Source organism: Pantoea sp. SGAir0430 (genome assembly GCF_043549295.1).
This window is the reverse complement of sequence record NZ_CP039427.1, coordinates 2,287,362-2,307,433: the sequence shown is the minus strand read 5'-3', so window position 1 is coordinate 2,307,433 and position 20,072 is coordinate 2,287,362. Positions and strand designations below refer to the sequence as shown.

The 20,072-nt window shown below is 58.4% G+C and carries 18 protein-coding genes; 12 read left to right on the top strand and 6 right to left on the bottom strand.

Annotation, left to right across the window (positions count from 1 at the left end):
* Positions 1 to 328: 328 nt before the first annotated feature.
* Positions 329 to 1,291 (top strand): sensor domain-containing diguanylate cyclase, encoded by a 963-nt coding sequence (locus tag E7738_RS11085; RefSeq protein ID WP_021507616.1) that lies wholly within the window; start codon positions 329 to 331, stop codon positions 1,289 to 1,291.
* 27 nt (positions 1,292 to 1,318) lie between these two features.
* Here the strand turns inward: E7738_RS11085 and E7738_RS11080 are convergent, their stop codons facing one another.
* Positions 1,319 to 3,187 carry an amidohydrolase gene (locus E7738_RS11080; protein WP_394515625.1) on the bottom strand — a complete coding sequence of 623 codons (1,869 nt, stop codon included), beginning with the start codon at positions 3,185 to 3,187 and terminating at the stop codon, positions 1,319 to 1,321.
* 162 nt (positions 3,188 to 3,349) lie between these two features.
* On the opposite strand from E7738_RS11080, the gene E7738_RS11075 reads away from it, so the two are divergent.
* Entirely contained in the window at positions 3,350 to 4,258 is a 909-nt protein-coding gene (locus tag E7738_RS11075; RefSeq protein ID WP_021507614.1) for a LysR family transcriptional regulator, read from the top strand.
* Here E7738_RS11075 and E7738_RS11070 read toward each other — a convergent pair whose 3' ends face one another.
* Positions 4,259 to 5,848: an MFS transporter gene (locus E7738_RS11070; RefSeq protein WP_283342207.1), complete on the bottom strand. Its 1,590-nt coding sequence runs from the start codon at positions 5,846 to 5,848 to the stop codon at positions 4,259 to 4,261.
* 215 nt (positions 5,849 to 6,063) lie between these two features.
* Here E7738_RS11070 and E7738_RS11065 point away from each other — a divergent pair, with 215 nt between their 5' ends.
* Both E7738_RS11065 and E7738_RS11060 read left to right on the top strand, forming a co-directional pair.
* Complete coding sequence (locus tag E7738_RS11065) at positions 6,064 to 6,885, top strand: alpha/beta fold hydrolase (protein WP_010616452.1); 822 nt, start codon at positions 6,064 to 6,066, stop codon at positions 6,883 to 6,885.
* Between the two features lie 195 nt (positions 6,886 to 7,080).
* Positions 7,081 to 8,235 carry an IS481 family transposase gene (locus tag E7738_RS11060; RefSeq protein WP_394515624.1) on the top strand — a complete coding sequence of 385 codons (1,155 nt, stop codon included), beginning with the start codon at positions 7,081 to 7,083 and terminating at the stop codon, positions 8,233 to 8,235.
* Positions 8,236 to 8,358: 123 nt separating this feature from the next.
* Here the strand turns inward: E7738_RS11060 and treF are convergent, their stop codons facing one another.
* Both treF and E7738_RS11050 read right to left on the bottom strand, forming a co-directional pair.
* A complete protein-coding gene (gene treF, locus E7738_RS11055) occupies positions 8,359 to 10,017 on the bottom strand; it encodes an alpha,alpha-trehalase TreF (protein ID WP_058759659.1) in 1,659 nt (552 codons plus the stop codon).
* A gap of 348 nt (positions 10,018 to 10,365) precedes the next feature.
* Positions 10,366 to 11,220, bottom strand: a complete 855-nt coding sequence (locus E7738_RS11050; RefSeq protein WP_104093988.1) for an SDR family oxidoreductase — start codon at positions 11,218 to 11,220, stop codon at positions 10,366 to 10,368.
* Positions 11,221 to 11,321: 101 nt separating this feature from the next.
* Between E7738_RS11050 and E7738_RS11045 the strand changes: the two genes are divergently transcribed.
* Positions 11,322 to 11,693, top strand: coding sequence for a winged helix-turn-helix transcriptional regulator (locus tag E7738_RS11045; protein ID WP_021507610.1), 372 nt, complete (start codon positions 11,322 to 11,324; stop codon positions 11,691 to 11,693).
* 22 nt (positions 11,694 to 11,715) lie between these two features.
* On the opposite strand, the gene yghX is transcribed toward E7738_RS11045, so the two are convergent.
* Entirely contained in the window at positions 11,716 to 12,606 is an 891-nt protein-coding gene (gene yghX / locus E7738_RS11040; protein ID WP_104093989.1) for a YghX family hydrolase, read from the bottom strand.
* A 568-nt stretch (positions 12,607 to 13,174) separates the two neighbouring features.
* Here yghX and E7738_RS11035 point away from each other — a divergent pair.
* From E7738_RS11035 to nhaR, 7 genes are all read left to right on the top strand, one after another.
* On the top strand, positions 13,175 to 14,599 hold the full coding sequence (locus E7738_RS11035) for a cytochrome ubiquinol oxidase subunit I (RefSeq protein WP_021507608.1): 1,425 nt from the start codon (positions 13,175 to 13,177) through the stop codon (positions 14,597 to 14,599).
* Complete coding sequence (gene cydB / locus E7738_RS11030; protein ID WP_021507607.1) at positions 14,600 to 15,604, top strand: cytochrome d ubiquinol oxidase subunit II; 1,005 nt, start codon at positions 14,600 to 14,602, stop codon at positions 15,602 to 15,604.
* A 1-nt stretch (position 15,605) separates the two neighbouring features.
* The gene (locus E7738_RS11025) at positions 15,606 to 15,773 is read left to right on the top strand and encodes a DUF2474 domain-containing protein (RefSeq protein WP_064511421.1); all 168 of its coding nucleotides are present in this window, start codon (positions 15,606 to 15,608) and stop codon (positions 15,771 to 15,773) included.
* Positions 15,774 to 16,163: 390 nt separating this feature from the next.
* A complete protein-coding gene (locus tag E7738_RS11020) occupies positions 16,164 to 17,030 on the top strand; it encodes a helix-turn-helix domain-containing protein (RefSeq protein WP_058780419.1) in 867 nt (288 codons plus the stop codon).
* 251 nt (positions 17,031 to 17,281) lie between these two features.
* Positions 17,282 to 17,425 (top strand): hypothetical protein, encoded by a 144-nt coding sequence (locus E7738_RS11015; RefSeq protein ID WP_164861030.1) that lies wholly within the window; start codon positions 17,282 to 17,284, stop codon positions 17,423 to 17,425.
* A 190-nt stretch (positions 17,426 to 17,615) separates the two neighbouring features.
* Positions 17,616 to 18,794 (top strand): Na+/H+ antiporter NhaA, encoded by a 1,179-nt coding sequence (gene nhaA / locus E7738_RS11010; protein WP_104093990.1) that lies wholly within the window; start codon positions 17,616 to 17,618, stop codon positions 18,792 to 18,794.
* A 29-nt stretch (positions 18,795 to 18,823) separates the two neighbouring features.
* Positions 18,824 to 19,726: a transcriptional activator NhaR gene (nhaR, locus tag E7738_RS11005; protein WP_104093991.1), complete on the top strand. Its 903-nt coding sequence runs from the start codon at positions 18,824 to 18,826 to the stop codon at positions 19,724 to 19,726.
* 51 nt (positions 19,727 to 19,777) lie between these two features.
* On the opposite strand, the gene rpsT is transcribed toward nhaR, so the two are convergent.
* On the bottom strand, positions 19,778 to 20,041 hold the full coding sequence (gene rpsT, locus E7738_RS11000; RefSeq protein WP_013507813.1) for a 30S ribosomal protein S20: 264 nt from the start codon (positions 20,039 to 20,041) through the stop codon (positions 19,778 to 19,780).
* Positions 20,042 to 20,072: the final 31 nt, after the last annotated feature.

Sequence of the window (20,072 nt, the reverse complement as noted above, 5' to 3'; positions counted from 1 at the left end):
TGACGGCGCTTCTTCTCTGACGGCACGTTGCGCGTCAGGCATCCTTCAACAGCGACTTAATACAAGTGGACTTAAATCGCGCTTAAGAAATTTCTTAAAAACAGGAGAGAAAATTCCTGGTGAAAGCCAGGTTTCGCCAGCACGCCGAAGCGAAGCGCGCTGCTATTTTTAGTAAGTGTAAGTTTTGTTTGCTGAAATTACCGCGTTGCTTCGCCATTCCTGCTGAACCCGGCACAATTTTCCGACGCTAATCGCCTTTTCATTTGTTTTATTTACAGAATCTATCGTGCAGGCAAAATAGCCCTTATTTTCTCTCCAGCGATCAACCATGTCCGAAGAAGCGCTGCGCCAACAGATTCAGAACCTGAAAAAGCACAATGCGCGCCTCAAGCGCCTGGCGCACGACGCGCGTAATAAGCTGAACGCGGCGCTGGACGGCACCGGCTTGTGCCTGTGGCAGCTGGATATTCCCAGCGGCAAGCTGGTGATTTTTAACCGGCGCTGGGGCGCGATGCTCGGCTTTCAGGCGAAAGAGACCAAAGCGCGCTTTGATGCCTGGCGCGAGTGCCTGCATCCGGAAGATGCCGATGAGGTGCTGCGCGCCTTTTACGATCATATTGAAGGACGCGCGCCCTATTACGAGGCGCTGCACCGTATGATCGGCAAGAACGGCAAAATCACCTGGGTGCTGGATCGCGGCCGCGTCAGCGAGTGGGACGAGCAGGGTAATCCGCTCAAAGTGACCGGCACCCATATCGACATGACCAAAGAGAAGAATTACGAAGCCCAGCTCTCCCTGCTGGCGCATCACGACCCGTTAACCGCGTTGCCCAACCGCCACGCGCTGCAGGCGCATTTTAGTCAGCTGCAACGCGCCGGGCCGCTGTGCGTGGCGTTTATCGACCTCGACAACTTCAAGCACGTCAATGACACGCTCGGCCATCGCAGCGGTGACGAGGTGCTGATTCAGCTCAGCCAGCGCATCCGCGATTTGCTGCCGTCAGAGGCCATCGTCGGGCGGCTTGGCGGCGATGAGTTCGTGCTGCTGCTGCCGTTTTTGATTGATTACCCCAAGGTGCGCATTCTGGCGCAGGCGGTGCTGGATGCGGCGCTGACGCCGTTTGATATCGACAATGGTCATGCGCGGATTGGTGCTTCGATCGGTATCGCCCCGGTACACCGGCGCGACAGCTTCGACGACGCGCTGACCCGGGCGGATGGCGCGATGTACCAGATCAAGAAGAACGGTAAGCAGGGCTTTGGCCTGGCAGGCAATATATCGATGGGGTGAGGGCCAGCGCCCGCACCCCTTGATCACTTAAAACGCAAAACAGGAACAGCCCAGCGCCCCCCAGAACGCGTTGTTGTCTGACACCGGCACCGATGACTGGCGCGCGACATCATGAGCGTGGCTGTGCACGCCGCAGGGGCCGCTGCACTGGTGTACCTGCGGCATCCGCGCGGCGCGGCCGCTGGTCTGTGGCGGGGCGCTGCGGTAGTGACCAGGCACGGTAACTACCGGCGACCACTCCGGCAACACCGGCACCGGCGGCGGTGCCAGCGGCGTGAAGCTGCCAGCGGCATACACCACATTGCCATCCACCAGCGTCAGCACCGACTCAATGCCTTTGATCTCCTCTTCCGGTACGCTGAAGAAATCTTTCGACAACAGCACCAGATCCGCCAGCTGGCCGACTTTGATCTCACCTTTGGCGCTCTGCTCGCTGGAGAACCAGGCGCTGCCTTTGGTCCACAGCATCAGTGCGGTTTCACGGTCGATGCGTGCGTTGTCATCGTACAGCTGCATCCCACCGACGGTACGGCCTGAAACCAGCCAGTACAGTGCGGTCCACGGGTTATAGCTGGCGACGCGGGTGGCATCGGTACCGAGGCCGACCGGCACGCCGGCCTCCAGCATGCGCGCCACCGGCGGCGTCTGCTTCGCGGCCTCTTTACCGTAGCGATCGACAAAGTATTCTCCCTGGAAAGCCATGCGATGCTGCACCGCCAGGCCGCCGCCGAGCGCTTTTATCCGCTCAATATTGGCTTCAGTGATGGTTTCCGCATGGTCAAAGAACCAGTGCAGGCCATTGAACGGAATGTCGCGATTCACCTTCTCAAACACATCCAGCATACGGCTGATTGATTCGTTATAGGTGGCGTGCAGGCGGAATGGCCAGCGATGCTCCACCAGGTGGCGCACCACGCGCTCCAGCTCATCTTCCATGCCGGGTGCCAGATCCGGGCGCGGTTCGAGGAAATCTTCGAAGTCCGCCGCCGAGAACACCAGCATTTCACCGGCACCGTTGTGGCGCAGGAAATTGGTGCCCTGGCCCGGCTTCAGCATATCGGTCCACTTCTCAAAGTCTTCCAGCTCGTGGCCGGGACGCTGGGTGAACAGGTTATAGGCGATGCGTACCGTCAGCTGCTTTTTCGCGTGCAGTTCGGCGATCACGTCGTAATCGTCCGGGTAATTCTGGAAGCCGCCGCCGGCGTCGATGGCGCTGGTCAGACCGAGGCGGTTCAGCTCGCGCATAAACTGACGCGTCGAGTTAACCTGCTGTTCCAGCGGCAGCTTTGGCCCTTTCGCCAGCGTGGCGTACAGCAGCATGGCGTTAGGACGGGCGATCAGCATGCCGGTCGGATTGCCATTGCTGTCGCGCTGGATTTCGCCGCCCGGCGGGTTGGGGGTCTCTTTGGTGTAGCCCACCACTTTCAGCGCGGCGCGATTGAGCAGCGCGCGGTCATACAGATGCAGAATGAAGACCGGCGTATCGGGCGCGGCGGCGTTGATTTCGTCCAGCGTCGGCATGCGGCGCTCAGCAAACTGGAACTCGCTCCAGCCCCCGACCACGCGCACCCACTGCGGTGACGGCGTACGCAGTGCCTGATCGCGCAGCATACGCAGCGCATCGGCTAGCGACGGCACGCCTTCCCAGCGCAGCTCAAGATTGTAGTTAAGGCCGCCGCGAATCAGATGCAGGTGGGAATCGTTCAGGCCGGGAATGCCAGTGTGCCCTTTGGCGTCGATGATTTGCGTGTCGCTGCCGGCAAAGCGCATGACGTCCGCTTCGCTACCTACGGCGAGGAACTTGCCGTCTTTGATGGCTACGGCGGTGGCCAGCGGGTTTGCGCGGTCGACGGTGTGAAACTTACCGTTGGTAAAAATCAGGGATGCGGTCGTCATTCTGTTCTCTCCGTTAAATTAAGCGTAGCGGCCCTCAGCCACCGTGTTAATGCGCGGTTAAAAATGCTTGCGCCGATGAGGAAAAAAATACGAAATGACAGCAGTTATTGATAACGGATTGTTTTTACGTTGTCGTTCAACTTTTTTTACGGAGGGTAGGGAATGCGTTTAAATCTGGAGGCGCTGCTGATTCTGGATGCGCTCGATCGTCATGGCACCTTTGCCGCTGCGGCCGCGCGACTGTTCAAAACCGCGTCGGCGTTGAGCTATACCGTGCAGAAGATGGAGAGCGATTTAAAAATCACGCTGCTCGACCGCTCCGGCCATCGCGCCACGTTCACGCCGACCGGCCGTCTGATGCTGGAAAAAGGGCGGACGCTGCTGCGTGCGGTGAACGAGCTGGAGCAGCAGGCGCGCTACGTGGAGAGCGGCTGGGAGAGTCTGCTGACCATCAGCGTGGATGCTTCGCTGCCGTTTAGCATCCTCACGCCGCTGATTGACGAATTTTATCAGCAGCACCCGCACACCCAGCTGCAGTTCCGTCAGGACGTGCTGGCCGGCTGCTGGGAAGCGCTGCACTACGGCGAAGCGGACATTGTCTTTGGCGCGGTCCAGGAACCCGCCACGCGCAAAGAGATTGTCTGCCAGCCGCTGGGCTGGCTGGAGTATGTGTTCGCTGTCGCTCCTGACCATCCGCTGGCGGCGGAGCCCGAACCGCTGCTGCGCGAACAGATTCGCCAGTATCGCGCGGTCACGGTGCATGATTCATCCCGCCACGGTGCCGGGATGGATTTACGCGTGCTGGATGAGCAGAAGACGCTGAGCGTGCATGATTTCCCGGCCAAACTGCAGGCGCATCTTGCCGGGCTCGGCTGTGGTTATCTGCCGCTTTACCTGGCGCGCCCGCACCTGGCGAGCGGTGCGCTGGTGGCGCGCCAGCTGGACAGCGAGTGCCGGCGCGATATCGCCTATCTGGCGTGGAATGAGAGCGCCTGCGGCAACGCGGCTATCTGGTGGCGCGAGCGCCTGCCGACGCTGCCCGGCCTGAGTGACATCTACGCGCCAGCCTGATCACAGCGCAATATGATGGCTGACCTGCGGGGGTTCATCACCCTGATGGAACTGCAGTACCGCCTGCTGTAACTCAGCATCGGCGCGCGAGACGCGCTGGTGCTGACGCAAATGCTCCTGCCATGACTCCACCATAAACCACTCCAGCAGCGCTCCGGCATCGTCGGTCTGCTCCATTAATCCCCACGCATAGGCACCGTCACGGCGTCGCGCCTGCGCCAGTTTGTGCATGGCGTGCTGGAAAGCGGCGCGATCGGCCTGGGGAACACGGTAGCGAATCTGGATCAGTACGGCGCCACGGCGGATATCCACCGCATCACTCACCACCGGTTCAGCCCAGTGCTGCGCCGGCTGCAGATCCGCTTCGCCCGCCGGCAGTGCCAGCCGTTTTGCCAGCAGCGCCGTGATGAGCAGCGCCGCGCCGGCCAGCATCAGCGTTGACGCCAGACCCATGTGCTGGGCGATCAGCCCCCAGGCCAGACTGCCACCCGCCAGCGTGCCGTTGAACACCATCAGATAGACCGCCAGCCCGCGACCGCGCACCCAGTCGGGCAGCACCGCCTGCGCCACGCCGTTGAGGGTCGTCAGCGCGATGATCCAGCCGGTGCCCAGGACCAGCATCAGCAGCAGCGCCAGCCACTGCGGCGGACTGAGCGCCAGCGCCACCATGACCAGCGCGCTGAGCACGGCGGAGAGCAGCATCAGTCCATCATGGCTCAGCCGGGCACGCAGGCGCGGCAGCAGCAGCGCGCCGGCAATAGCACCGGCACCGACGGCCCCGAGCAGCAAGCCGTAAAAGCCTGCGGTGCCGTGCAGCATGGTGCGCGCCACCAGCGGCAGCAGCGCCCAGATGGCACTGGCAAAGGCAAAATACAGCGCGGCACGCAACAGTACGCGGTGCAGTTCGCGGCTGGCCTTCACATAGCGCAGCCCGGCGCGGAAAGCACCAAAGAAGTGCTCATTCAGCGCGGTAGCGGCTTTCGCCGGACGTTTCCACCACAGCAGCGCGGCGATGACAAAAAAATAACTGGCGACATCGGCACCGTAAGCGGCCATAGCACCTAAACTTGCCAGCAGCAGGCCGCCGGTAGCCGGTCCAATCGCCCGGGCGATATTGATGCCCAGCGAGTTGAGCGCGACGGCATTTTTCAGCTCATGGCGGGGTACCAGCTCCGGCACGATGGCCTGCCATGCCGGACCGAACAGCGCCGCGCCGACGCCGCCGACAAAGGTCAGGCCGATCAGCCATTCAACGGTGAGCCAGTGGTTGTGCGACAGCAGCAGTAGCGTGCCGCTGACGCTGGCCATCAGCAGCTGCACCACAATCAGCAGGCGGCGGCGGTCAACAATATCCGACAGCACGCCGGCCGGCAGCGCCAGCAGGAACACTGGCAGGGTGGCGGCGGTTTGCATCAGCGCGACGGCGGTTGGGTTATCCGACAGTCCGGTAATCAGCCAGGCGCTGGCGACGTCACGGATAAAGCTACCGGTATTGCCGAGCACCGAAGCGGTCCAGATCACGGCGAAAAGCCCGTAGGCGAAAGGGGAAAACGCGCCGCTGCGCGCTGTTTGTGGATTTGGCTGGTTCATCAGGCTGTTCCTGTCAGTGTGCGATGAGAGCACGATACGAAGCTCGCCCGTCAGGAGATAGCGGAAAAAATCGGCCAACTTGTACAAGGATTTTTGACGGCAGGGCTTAGCAAAAATCTTTGCACAAGTTGTCAAAATCTCTGCTTTAGGTTTTTCCAGCATCCCGCGCTAGTTTGATTGCCAGACACAACATCACTGACTAACGGAGAAAAAACATGAGCACATTCAAGACTAAAGACGGCGTAAACCTGTACTTCAAAGACTGGGGCAAGGGGCAGCCGGTGCTGTTCAGCCACGGCTGGCCGCTGGATGCCGATATGTGGGACAGCCAGCTCAACTTTCTTGCCGAGCGCGGCTACCGCGTCATCGCGTTTGACCGCCGCGGCTTTGGTCGCTCCGATCAGCCGTGGGAAGGCTACGATTACGACACTTTTGCCGACGATATTCACGGCCTGATCGAGCACCTGCAGCTGGATGAGGTGACGCTGGTGGGCTTCTCGATGGGCGGCGGGGATGTGTCGCGCTACATCGGTCGTTATGGTACCGCGAAAGTGAAAGGACTGGTGCTGCTGGGCGCCGTCACCCCGATTTTTGGTAAAACCGACGATCACCCGGAAGGGGTGGAATCAGCGGTGTTTGACGGGATCAAAGCGGGCTTGCTGAAGGATCGTGCGCAGTTTATCAAAGAGTTCGCCACGCCGTTTTACGGCACCAACGCGGGCCAGACGGTTTCCGATGGGGTGCTGACGCAGACGCTGAACATTGCGCTGCTGGCGTCGCTAAAAGGTACACTGGATTGTGTGACCGCGTTCTCTGAGACGGATTTCCGTGCGGATATTGCCAAAGTGGATGTGCCGACGCTGGTGATCCACGGCAGTAACGACCAGGTGGTGCCGTTTGAAGCCACCGGCAAGCTGGTGCATGAGATGATTGCGGGTTCGCAGCTGAAAGTGTATGAGAACGGCCCGCACGGTTTTGCGGTGACGCATCAGGACCAGCTGAATGCGGATCTGCTGGCGTTTTTGCAGGGGAATTGAGGGGGAGTGCGTTTTTCCCCTCACCCTAACCCTCTCCCGCCCGCGGGAGAGGGGACCGATCGAGCGAGCAGTGGATTCTTTCGTTACATGTGGCAGCGTTTCCCTCTCCCGATGGGAGTGTACAGTCCGGGGACATCGTGAACACTTGTTCGGGGACATGGTAGACACTTACAACTAAGGCATAAGAACCCGTTTATGGAGTCGCTTATGCCCTGGGATGCGAGAGATACCATGTCATTACGTACTGAGTTTGTTCTGTTCGCCTCGCAAGACGGGGCGAACATCCGCGAGCTGTGCCGCCGCTACGGCATATCTCCCGCCACCGGCTACAAGTGGCTTCGCCGCTGGGATGAGGAAGGACCGTCCGGCCTTCAGGACCGCTCCCGCGCGCCCCGTCACTCACCCAACCGCTCATCTGACGACATCACTGAGCTGCTGCGTATGGCGCATGAGCTTCATCAGCACTGGGGGGCCCGCAAGATTAAGCGCTGGCTCGAAGACCGCGGGCACGGCATGCCGGCCTTCAGCACCGTCCACAACCTGATGGCCCGCCACGGCCTGCTGCCGGGCGCAGCGCCGGGCGTCCCGGCCACCGGCCGGTTTGAGCACGCGGCCCCGAACCGGCTCTGGCAGATGGATTTTAAGGGCCACTTTCCCTTTGGCGGCGGCCGCTGCCACCCGCTTACCCTGCTGGACGACCACTCCCGGTTCTCGCTGTGCCTGGTGCACTGCGCTGACGAACGGCGTGAGACGGTACAGGAGCAGCTGGTCAGCGTCTTTGAGCGCTACGGCCTGCCGGACCGGATGACGATGGACAACGGCTCGCCGTGGGGCGACACCACCGGCACCTGGACGGCAGTGGAGCTGTGGCTGATGCGCCACGGCATCCGGGTGGGACACTCGCGGCCGTATCATCCGCAGACGCAGGGCAAGCTGGAGCGCTTTCACCGCAGCCTGAAGGCGGAAGTGCTGCAGGGGAAGTGGTTCGCAGACAGCGGTGAGCTGCAGCGCGCCTTCGACCACTGGCGGACGGTCTACAATCTCGAGCGCCCGCATGAGGCGCTGGAGATGGCGGTGCCGGCGTCGCGCTATCAGCCCTCATCGCGGCAGTACAGCGGGCGAGTAGCGCCACCGGAATACGACGAGGGCGTGATGGTCAGGAAGGTGGATATCAGCGGGAAGCTGAGCGTAAAAGGACTCAGCCTGAAGGCGGGCAAGGCGTTCAGGGGAGAGCGTGTGGGGCTGAAGGAGACGGGGGAAGACGGTTATTACGAGGTGTGGTGGTACAGCACAAAAGTGGGGGTGATCGACCTGAAGAAAAAGTCGATCACCATGGGTAAAGGATGTTAAAAAGTGTTCACTATGTCCCCGAACACCTGTCTGCCATGTCCCCGGACTGTACACTGTACAGGGAGAGGGCCAGGGTGAGGGCATCAGGCCGCAGCATCCCGCATCAGACCGCAGTGTCCCGCGTCAGTCCGCCAGCAAATGCCCGTACATCGCCAGCAGGCGACGGGTGACGCCGTTGGTCCAGCCGAAGCCGTCCTGCAGTGGATACTCACCGCCGCCGCCCGGGCGGGCGCGATCGCCGCTGATATCGTACTTCTCTACCAGCTTGTGGTGCAGCGAATAGAAATTCTTCACCGTGGTCAGCCAGTTGACCGCAATCTCGGTTGCCAGCGTCTCTTCACCGTAGTTATTCAGTCCGACCACCGCCATCCACTGTAGCGGTGCCCAGCCGTTGGGTTTATCCCACTGCTCGCCGCTCTCCACCATGGAGGTGACAAGGCCGCCCTGCGTCAGCAGCAGCTGGCGCAGCGCCACCGCCTGCAGATGCGCCTGTTCGGGTGATGCCAGCCCCAGGAACAGCGGTACCACCGCCGCTGCGGTAAAGGCACCAAAGCGTTCACGACGCCAGTCGTAGTCGCGGTACACGCCTGCAGTGTTGTCCCACAGATAGCGATGGATCGCCTGCTTGCGCGCATCCGCTTTCTTCTGCCACGCCAGGCCGGTGAGTTCTTCGCCCTTCGCGTGCGCCAGCGTTGAGATCATCAGCTCCAGCTTGTAGAGAAACGCATTCAGATCCACCGGAATAAACTGGGTGGTGCGAATGCTGGCCAGACGCTGTGGATCGCGCAACCAGCGCGAAGAGTAATCCCAGCCGGAAGCGGCACCGGCGCGCAGATCGCGATAAACCTCGCTGGCCGGACGACGCGATTTGCTGGCGGTTTCCACATCTTCCATCCACGATTCATCGCGCGGCGTGTCGCGATCGTCCCAGTAGCGGTTGAGCAGCGAACCATCCGGCATACGCACCACGTGACGATAGGCCTGATGCGGCATCAGCTCGCCGGCTCCGTCCATCCAGAACTGATACTCTTTCATCAGCTGGTCAAGGTAGCGCTTCGCGCCGCGAATGCCGTCCTCTTCAAACAACTCGACCATCAGCGCGAACACCGGCGGCTGCGAGCGGCTGAGGTAATAGGTACGGTTGCCATTTGGCACGTGACCGTAGTTATCAATCAGCCAGGCGAAGTTATCCGCCATATGACGCAGCAGATCGTCGCGGCCCGCTTCGGCCAGTCCCAGCATGCTGAAGTAGGAGTCCCAGTAATACGTTTCACCAAAACGTCCGCCGGGCACCACGTAAGGCTTCGGCAGCGGCAGCAGCGACGAATGCGGTAAATGCTGCTGCGGCATTTTGGTTAACACTGGCCACAGATCGTCAATATGTTCCGTCAGGGTTTTATCCGGATTGGAAACATAAAAACTCTCATTGACCTGCGGTAAATAAAAATGCTCGTGGACAAATTTTTCCAGGTCGAACTCCGCCGAGCGTTTGCGGCGGCGATAGCGGATTAGAATATCCAGAGGATCGAATTTAGGCGCGCAGTCCGGAAACGTTTTACTGTCGGCAAAAATACGTGACGTCTGCACGTGCTCAAACAGCTCCAGATAGCGATCGGCAGGCGTCAGCGCATCAGGCGCAGGCAGGCCTTCGATCAGCTCGGGTTCCGGCTCCGAATCCTGCATACCTTCGCGGATAAACTCGTGAGGATCGTATTGATACCCCAGATCAGCATGGGCTTCGTGTTCTCCGAAAGCTTGACGTTGCTGGTGGTTAGTATTAATAGCGGCCTCCTGAAATTGCCTGGTTGCTCAAAGGACAAATTATAGATCTCTGACCCGATGAGACAACAATGCGAAATATCTATGAACGTAATAAATCTTGTCGATTGATCGGCTATTTAAGGCTTTTTTCAGCGAATACAACGCCCTATATTTCAGGAATTGAAAGCAGTGTTTCAGATGAAGCTTTAAATAAATGAGCAGAATTATCTGTAAATAAGAAAATCGTCAGTGATGACGGCAAAAAAGCGGGAAGAGGTTGATCATTTGATGGCAAACGAGACGGGGAAAAGAGGGCTTTTCGTCGCCCTCACCCCGGATTTCACCGCAGGTGAGGGCGCCATCAGCGCCTTACTTTGCCAGCATGGCCTTAATTACCGCGGCGAACGGTGTGGTCGGGCGGCCAATGAGTTTGCTGAGCGTGTGGCTGTCGTCGAACAGGGCACCCTGAGCGGCACCGGCGTCTGAATCCGCCAGCAGTTCGGCCAGCGGCGCGGGTAAACCGGCTCCGATCAGCGCCGCGCTGAATTCCGCAGGCGGCAGGTTAACGTACTCCACCTGTTCGCCGGACTGGCGGGCGATCTCCGCACTGAATTCTGCCAGCGTATAGCTGTCATCGCCGGCCAGTTCGTACACTTTGCCGGCCTGATCGTCACGGCTGATCACCTCTGCCGCCGCGGCAGCATAATCCTCGCGCGCCGCCGACGCGATGCGCCCGTTGCCCGCCGCGCCGATAAAGGCATGATGCGCTAACGCCGGTGCGATGCTGGCCGCATAGTTTTCGCTGTACCAGCCGTTACGCAGCAGGGCATAAGGGATGCCTGAAGCCTGCAGCAGCGCTTCGGTGGCGCGGTGTTCGACGCCCAGACCCAGCGGCGAGGTATCGGCATGCAGCAGACTGGTATACGCGATAAATGACACGCCTGCCGCTTTGGCGGCATCAATCACCGCCCGGTGCTGGGCTTCGCGCTGGCCCACTTCGCTGGAGGAGATCAGCAGCACTTTCTGCACGCCGGCAAAGGCGCCTTGCAGCGTCTGTGGCTGGTTGTAATCTGCGGTACGCAGCGCGACGCCGAGCGCCTGCAGGTCCTGCGCCTTTTCCGGTGAACGTACTACCGCGATGATCTCGCTGGCCGGTACTTTCTTCAGCAAGGCATTAATCACTAAACGGCCCAGTTGGCCAGTGGCTCCGGTAATCGCAATCATGGTGTTTTTCCTCAGGTTGAACTGGTATGGAAACAGCCTACGAGATAAACTAACTTTTAGTAAGTACTTACAGATTTGTTAGTTTGAGCGGAGTGATGTAAATGGCTGAAAACCTGAGTGATAAATTTTCCCGTGGTGAATTGCTCAATGTGAACTGCCCGTCACGTGAAGTGTTAAAACGGATTACCAGCCGCTGGAGTGTGCTGGTGTTACTGGCGCTGCGTGCTGAGACGCTGCGCTTCAGCGAACTGCGCCGCCGGATTGGTGGCATCAGTGAACGCATGCTGGCGCAGACGCTGCGCTACATGGAAGAGGATGGCTTCATTGAGCGTATCGCTTATGAAGTGGTGCCGCCGCACGTGGAGTACCGGCTGACGGCGCTGGGCCATGAGGTGGAAGGGCAGGTCATCGGCCTCGCCGACTGGCTGGAAAGCAATGTCCACCGCATCATTAAAGCGCCGCAGACAGCGTGAGTGCCGTCGCGGCGCGCCAGGCTCAGGCGTGCAAATATTTCCCAAACCAGCCGAGTGTGCGACCCCATGCCAGTTCGGCGGCAGCTTTGTCATAGCGTGGCGTTGAGTCGTTGTGAAAGCCGTGATTCACGCCGGGATAAATATACGCCTCATAGGTTTTGTGGCTGGCTTGCAGAGCGGCTTCATAGGCTGGCCAGCCTTCGTTGATGCCTTTATCCAGCGCGGCATAGTGCAGCAGCAGCGGCGCCTGAATGCGCGCCACATCTTCCGCTTTTGGCTGGCGGCCGTAGAACGGCACGGCGCAGGCCAGCTCAGGAAACGCCACTGCCGCCGCATTTGCTACGCCGCCGCCATAACAGAAGCCGGTGATGCCGACCTTGCCGTTCCCCTCGGGATGCTGCATCAGGAAATCGACCGCCGCGAAGAAATCGTTCATCAGTTTGGTCGGGTCGACTTTGGCCTGCATCGCACGGCCCTCTTCATCATTGCCCGGATAGCCGCCCTGCGAGCTTAAGCCATCCGGCGCCAGCGCGACATAGCCCGCTTTGGCGACCCGTCTCGCCACGTCTTCAATGTAAGGATTCAGGCCGCGATTCTCGTGTACCACCACCACGGCACCCAACTTGCCGCTGGCGTGAGTCGGGCGCACCCGATAAGCGCGTACCTCGCCATGTCCCTGGGGCGACGGGTAGTGAATGTATTCGGCGTTGATATCAGGATCGGTAAACGACACCTGCTCTGCCAGCGCATAATTGGGGCTCATGGCGCTGAGCAGGGTGGCTCCGGTCATGCCAGCGATGGTGAACTTCGCGGCCAGCGAGAGAAACTCGCGCTTGCTGATGCGACCGTGCGCATAGTAGTCATAAAGCTCAAGCAGTTCCTGGGGAAAATCCTGGGCGGTAAGACGGGTCATAACCTCTCCTTCGCTGATTAACCGGACTGTGCTGCTTTAACAAAGCACAGCCTGACGCCGCTGGCAAATGCCATGCCCCAGCGGGTTAATGCGCGATGGCTCACAGAATGTCACCGAAAGGCAGCAAATTAATTTCTTTTTGGTCTATAAAAATTATCTTTTAATTAACAAAGTTTCTTTCTGGCTACTGTGCAGGAAATTTTACAGCGTAACGTGACGGTGCGGTCCTGTGCCGTTTTGTCTTGCGCAGTAATTAACAGCTAAATTAGCCAGTTACCAGATTAACGCCTTTTTCTCTCGCTCTGCTTAATAACAAGATTGTCACAATAAATCACGGGCTTTAACCTTAACTTAGTGATTTTAAACAAGTAGTTTCTGGTGAAAACAATGATCGAAATCAAAAAATACTGTTATAGTTTTAGCCATTCCCACTGTTTCTTTTTGTTCTCGCCGCTTGCCTTACAATTGGCGTGAATCTCTTCCGACGTCACGAAATAATAATCTTGTGCGTCAAACTTGTTAATTATAAGTAAAAATTCGGTGCAATCTTGTGGCAAAGAGGTAAGCAATGTTTGGATTAGATGCCTTCCACCTGGCCAGGATTCAGTTCGCCTTTACTGTTTCCTTCCATATTATTTTCCCGGCCATCACCATCGGTCTCGCCAGTTTCCTGGCGGTGCTCGAAGGCATGTGGCTGAAAACCCGTAACGAGACCTATCGCGATCTCTACCACTTCTGGTCCAAAGTCTTTGCCGTTAACTTCGGTATGGGCGTGGTGTCCGGACTGGTGATGGCGTATCAGTTTGGTACCAACTGGAGTGGTTTCTCGCAGTTTGCCGGCAGTATTACCGGTCCGCTGCTGACGTATGAAGTGCTCACCGCCTTCTTCCTTGAAGCGGGCTTCCTCGGCGTGATGCTGTTTGGCTGGAACCGCGTTGGGCCGGGCCTGCACTTCTTTGCCACGTGCATGGTTGCGCTCGGCACCATCATCTCAACCTTCTGGATCCTCGCGTCCAACAGCTGGATGCATACCCCGCAGGGCTACATCATTGAGAATGGCATCGTGGTGCCGCAGGACTGGTTTAAGATTGTCTTCAACCCGTCGTTCCCGTACCGCCTGTTCCATATGTCGGTGGCGGCCTTCCTCGCCAGTGCCTTCTTTGTTGGCGCGTCTGGCGCGTGGCATCTGCTGCGCGGTAACGATAACCCGGCAATCCGCAAAATGTTCTCCATGGCACTGTGGATGGCACTGATCGTAGCGCCGATTCAGGCGATGATCGGCGATGCGCACGGCCTGAATACCCTTGAGCATCAGCCGGCAAAAATTGCAGCGATTGAAGGCCACTGGGAAAACCCGCCGGGAGAAGCGACGCCGCTGATTCTGTTCGGTATTCCGGATATGGATGAAGAACGCACCAAATATGCGCTGGAAGTGCCGTACCTCGGCAGCCTGATTTTGACCCACAGCCTGGACAAACAGGTCCCGGCGCTGAAGAGCTTCCCGAAAGAGGACCGTCCGAATTCGCTGGTGATCTTCTGGTCGTTCCGCGTCATGGTGGCGATGGGCCTGCTGATGATCACCCTCGGTGTGCTGAGCCTGTGGCTGCGCTACAAAAAGCGGCTGTATAACTCCCGGCCGTTCCTGTGGTTCGCCCTGCTGATGGGCCCATCCGGCCTGATCGCCATTCTTGCCGGCTGGTTTACCACGGAAATTGGTCGTCAGCCATGGGTGGTGTACGGCGTGCAGCGCACCATTGATGCGGTGTCGGCGCATGGTGATTTGCATATGAGCATCAGCCTGCTGGCCTTCATCCTCGTCTATTCGTCGGTGTTTGGTGTCGGCTACGTTTACATGATGCGCCTGATCAAGAAAGGTCCGCTGACCGGCGAGGGTAAAGATGTGCGCCACGGTGGTCCGGGGCAGGATAAAACACCTGCGCGTCCGCTTTCTGCGGCCCATGAGAGTCTGAACGAACCGCAGGAGGGTAAATAAATGATCGATTTCTCCATTATCTGGTTCGCCATTATCGTGTTCGCCACCCTGATGTATATCGTGATGGATGGCTTCGATCTTGGCATCGGTATCCTGTTCCCGTTCAACAAAGATGCAGTTGAGCGCGACATGATGGTGAATACCGTTGCGCCGGTCTGGGATGGCAACGAAACCTGGCTGGTGCTGGGCGGTGCCGGTCTGTACGGTGCGTTCCCGCTGGCCTATTCGGTGATTGCCGATGCGCTGGCTATTCCGCTCACCGCGATGCTGATTGGCCTGATTTTCCGTGGCGTGGCGTTTGAGTTCCGCTTTAAGGCCACGGAAGAACACCGCGCGTTCTGGGATAAATCATTTATCGCCGGTTCACTGCTGGCGACCTTCAGTCAGGGCGTTGCGGTCGGTGCGATTATCGACGGCTTCCCGGTGAAAGGGCGCGAGTTTGCCGGCTCGGCGCTGGACTGGCTGGCGCCGTTCCCGCTGTTCTGCGGCGTCGGTCTGGTGGTGGCGTACGCGCTGCTGGGCTGTACCTGGCTGATCATGAAAACCGAGCATGAACTGCACCGTAAGATGTCCGCGCTGGCGACGCCGCTGGTGATCGCGCTGCTGCTGATTGTCGGCATTATCAGCCTGTGGACGCCGTTCACCCACGATGCGATTGCGCACCGCTGGTTCAGCCGTCCTAACCTGTTCTGGTTCCTGCCGGTGCCGGTGCTGGTGCTGCTGTGTTCGTGGGGCATCGTGCGCGCCATTAAGCGTGAGGCGCACTACTCGCCGTTCCTGCTGACGCTGGCGCTGGTGTTTCTCGGCTTCTCCGGCCTTGGTATTAGCGTGTGGCCGCACATTATTCCGCCGTCGATCACCATCTGGGACGCCGCGTCACCGCCGCAGAGTCAGGCCTTTATGCTGGTCGGTAGCTTACTGATTATTCCGGTGATTCTGGGTTATACCTTCTGGAGTTACTACGTGTTCCGCGGAAAAATCAAAGCCGACGAAGGATACCACTGAGATGCAAACCGAGGTCAGCAATATGAGCAACCCCACTGAAACGAAAGCCCCCTGGTGGAAGCGCGTGCTGTGGTTAGTAATCATCTACGGCGCAAGCGTGCTGGCACTGGGCGTGGTGGCATCACTGTTTCGTATGATGATGACGGCAGCGGGCATGCGTTCGCACTGAGTGGTCGATGAGGGCAGGCACGCCTGCCCGGCATTATCGGTCGCCATAAATGGCGACCCTGCAAGGTGATGCACGATTTTCACAGGGTGCGCATTGATGCGCACCGATCATGTGTCGGCCCATCAGATTGACCAGCATTTGGTCGCCATTAATAGCGCCCCTGCGGATACGATTTACAGGGGGCGCATTAATGCGCACCGCTATGCGCAGGCAAATCACTGCTCAATGATGCGATGCCGTTAAGACGATAAAAGGTTAGTTACCTAAGCAATTAATGCTTTTCGCGTCTCGCTGTCTTTACTCTTCCTTACGTTATCCATACGATTTTGTTATATTTATGTGACGGATTACGCAAAAGCACCGCCTTTCCCAACCCATTCAATTAAAAAAATGCTCAGCCTGAATCTGAAAAAACAGTACATCAACGATCTGGTGGACTGGATCGAGGCCAATCTGACCGACGAGCTCAACATCGATCTGATTACCCTGAAATCCGGTTACTCCAAGTGGCACATGCAGCGCATGTTTAAAGAGATGACCGGCCAGACGCTGGCCTCGTACACGCGCAAACGTCGTCTGACGCTCTCTGCCATGGCGCTGCGCCTGACCAGCATGCCGCTTATCGATATCGCCGTGCGGTTTGGCTTTGATAATCAGCAAAACTTTACCCGGGTGTTTAAAAGCCACTTCGCCATGACGCCAGGCGCTTATCGCCGCATTCCTGAGATGCAGATGAAAGACTTCCACAGCCGCATCTCAACCCAGCGGCAGTGGGTGAGTGCGCGCCTGGCAGAGAAGCCGGAGCTGAAGCTGTGCGGAGAAGTGATTGAGTGGGAGTGCCGCTTCGGCGAATACATTGACCACCACAATCACGTGGTGGCGCAGCATACGCGTGATTTCATCGCCTTCGCCGGCCAGCATGTGCAGCGCGGCTGGCTGGGTTTCCAGTTCAGCCCGGGGGTTAACTCCAGCGATCAGCAGCATATCAGCCTGTTCCAGGCGCTGGAGAGCCAGTACGCCGACGTGCTGACCGGCAATGTACAGAACTGGACTGGTGAAAGCGGACTGTATGCGGAGATTGACTGGCACGGCGCGCCGGAAGAGATCAATGCGTTCACCGCAGAGGTGTACTACAACCATCTGCCTGCGCTCGGCGTGGCGCGGCGGCCGGGCAAGGACCTGATTAAGCTCGATCTCCGCTACAGCACGCCGGATCTGCTGCAGGGCACCTTTTACATTCCGGTCAAAGTCGGATAATGCATAAATCGTGCGGTAAACTGTGATAAACCGCACGATTTTATAAATTCCTGCGCCTGAGTGGCGTAAAATCCTTCACTGAAACCTGACTGACCGTGGAAAACACTGTTTGCCACCTCTCAGGCTGGATTATCACCTGCATGCCTGGTCCATTCCGGACCGTTATAGTGAAAAGACAAAAAATTATGCGACTTCTACCGTTGTTACTTTCAACAGCGCTTGTGGCGTTTTCCGCGCTGGCAAGTGCCCAGATGGCTGAGCCTTTCTCGCCGCCAGGCGGTCTGCATCCGCATCAGCCTCACTGCGCCCAGCATGAGATTGCCGGCGATAATGCGCTGCCACAGCAGCGTACGGATGACGTGACGCTGCTGACCTGCACTAACCACCAGGCCTGACGGCGCGCTACCTGCTTAGCGACCAGCGCCGTATTGCGTCCGTCCGCTTTCAGCCCCTCCCTCCGCTGCAATACGCCCGGCCTGGCAAATAACTCGAAAATCCCGAGCAATAAACGAGAAATAAGCTGCTTTTAACGAGGTGTTTCAGCGGCTAAACTTCTCCACCAAATGTCTCTGCTCAGGAGGAGTTGTGAACAAACCCCGTAGTATTCGAAGCTTGCTGAAAAGCTTTATCGAAAGTGACGCCAGCAACGGCATGGTGCTGATTCTGGCGGCGGTGGCGGCGATGGTGCTGGCCAATAATGCCGCCACCGCGCAGGGCTATCAAAACCTGCTGGCGGAGCCGGTACAGATTCGCTTCGGCGCGCTGGATATCAGCAAAAACCTGCTGCTGTGGATTAACGATGCGCTGATGGCGCTGTTCTTTCTGCTGATTGGCCTCGAAGTGAAGCGCGAACTGATCAGCGGCGAGCTGGCCAGCCGCGATCGCGCGATCTTTCCGGTGATTGCAGCGCTGGGCGGCATGGTTGCCCCGGCGCTCATTTTCCTGCTGTTCAATCATGATAACGAGGTAGCCCGCAACGGCTGGGCAATTCCCACGGCCACCGATATCGCCTTTGCGCTCGGCGTGCTGGCGCTGCTCGGCAGCCGGGTACCGGCGGCGCTGAAAGTGTTCCTGATGGCGCTGGCGATCATTGATGACCTCGGTGCCATCGTGATTATTGCGCTGTTCTATACCAGCGATCTGTCAGTGCTGTCGCTGAGCGTGGCGGGCGGCGCTATCGTGCTGCTGGCGATCCTCAATCGCTGCGGTGTGCGCAACATCGCAGTGTATATGCTGGTAGGCGTGGTGCTGTGGACCGCGGTGCTGAAGTCCGGCGTGCACGCCACGCTGGCGGGCGTCGTGGTGGGCTTCTTCGTACCGCTGGAGGAGAAAGAGGGTCACTCACCGGCTGAGCACCTGGCGCATGGCCTGATGCCGTGGGTCAACTGGCTGATCCTGCCGCTGTTCGCGTTCGCCAACGCCGGTATTTCACTCAGCGGCATCACCTTTGGCGATGTGCTGTCGCCGGAGCCGCTCGGCATCATCCTGGGTCTGCTGATTGGTAAACCGCTGGGCATTACGCTGTTCTGCTGGCTGGCGGTGAAGATGCGGCTGGCGGCGCTGCCAGGCAGTACCACTATTCGCGATATCATGGCAATCGGCGTGCTGTGCGGCATCGGCTTTACCATGTCGATTTTCATCAGCTCGCTGGCGTTTGACGCCGCGCATGAACAGCTGGTGACGTTCTCGAAACTGGGCATTCTTAGCGGTTCGCTGCTGTCGGCGGTGATTGGTTACACGCTGCTGCGCATCAAACTGCGCTAATAAGGGGAGGCGCAAGCCTCCTTTATCGTATGAATCAGCTCAATTTTAATCATCTCTATTACTTCTGGCAGGTGTGCAAAACCGGTTCGGTGGTGCGCGCCGCTGAAGTCTTGTGCCTGACGCCGCAAACCGTGACCGGCCAGATCAAGGCGCTGGAAGAGCAGCTGAATGGCGTGCTGTTTCGCCGTCAGGGGCGCGGCCTGGTGCCCACCGAGCTGGGGCAGCTGGTGTTCCGCTATGCCGATCGCATGTTTATGCTCAGCCAGGAAATGCTCGATATCGTTAACTACCGCAAGGAGTCGCATCTGCTGTTTGATGTTGGCGTGGCGGATGCGCTGTCAAAACAGCTGGTGAGCAAGGTGCTGGAAACGGTGGTGATGGCCGGCGAGAAAATTCAGCTGCGCTGCTTTGAATCAACGCATGAAATGCTGCTGGAGCAGCTCAGCCAGCATAAGCTGGATATGATCCTCTCCGACTGCCCGATAGATTCAACCCAGCAGGCCGGGCTGTTTTCGGTCAAGCTCGGCGAATGTCCGGTTAGCTTCTGGTGTAATGCGCCACTGCCTGAGCTGCCGTTTCCGGCCTGTCTGGAGCAGCGGCGCCTGCTGTTGCCCGGCCGGCGTTCGATGCTGGGGCGCAAGCTGCTGAACTGGATCCACAGCCAGGGGTTACAGGTTGAGATTCTCGGTGAATTTGATGATGCGGCGCTGATGAAGGCGTTTGGCGCGCAGAATAATGCGATCTTTGTCGCACCGACGCTGTACGGGGATGATGTCTATCGTGACGATAGCGTGCGCGAGATCGGCAGGCTGGAGACGGTGATGGAGGAGTATCACGTTATTTTTGCCGGGCGCATGATTCAGCATCCGGCGGTGCAGCGCATTTGCCATCGCGACTTCAGCGCGCTGTTCAGCCACGGATCGCAGGCATAAAAAAACCGGCGAAGCGCCGGTTCTTTTAACAAAGCGATAAACAGACGGCGATTAAGCCAGTTTGTTGATCTGAGCAGTCAGGTTTGCTTTATGACGTGCAGCTTTGTTTTTGTGGATCAGACCTTTAGCAGCCTGACGGTCCACGATTGGTTGCATTTCGTTGAATGCGTTCTGCGCAGCAGCTTTGTCGCCGGTTGCGATAGCCGCGTATACTTTCTTGATGAAAGTACGCATCATAGAACGATTGCTCGCGTTATGCTTGCGACGTTTCTCAGATGTTACGGCGCGTTTCTTAGCTGATTTGATATTAGCCAAGGTCCAACTCCCAAATGTGTTCTATATGGAC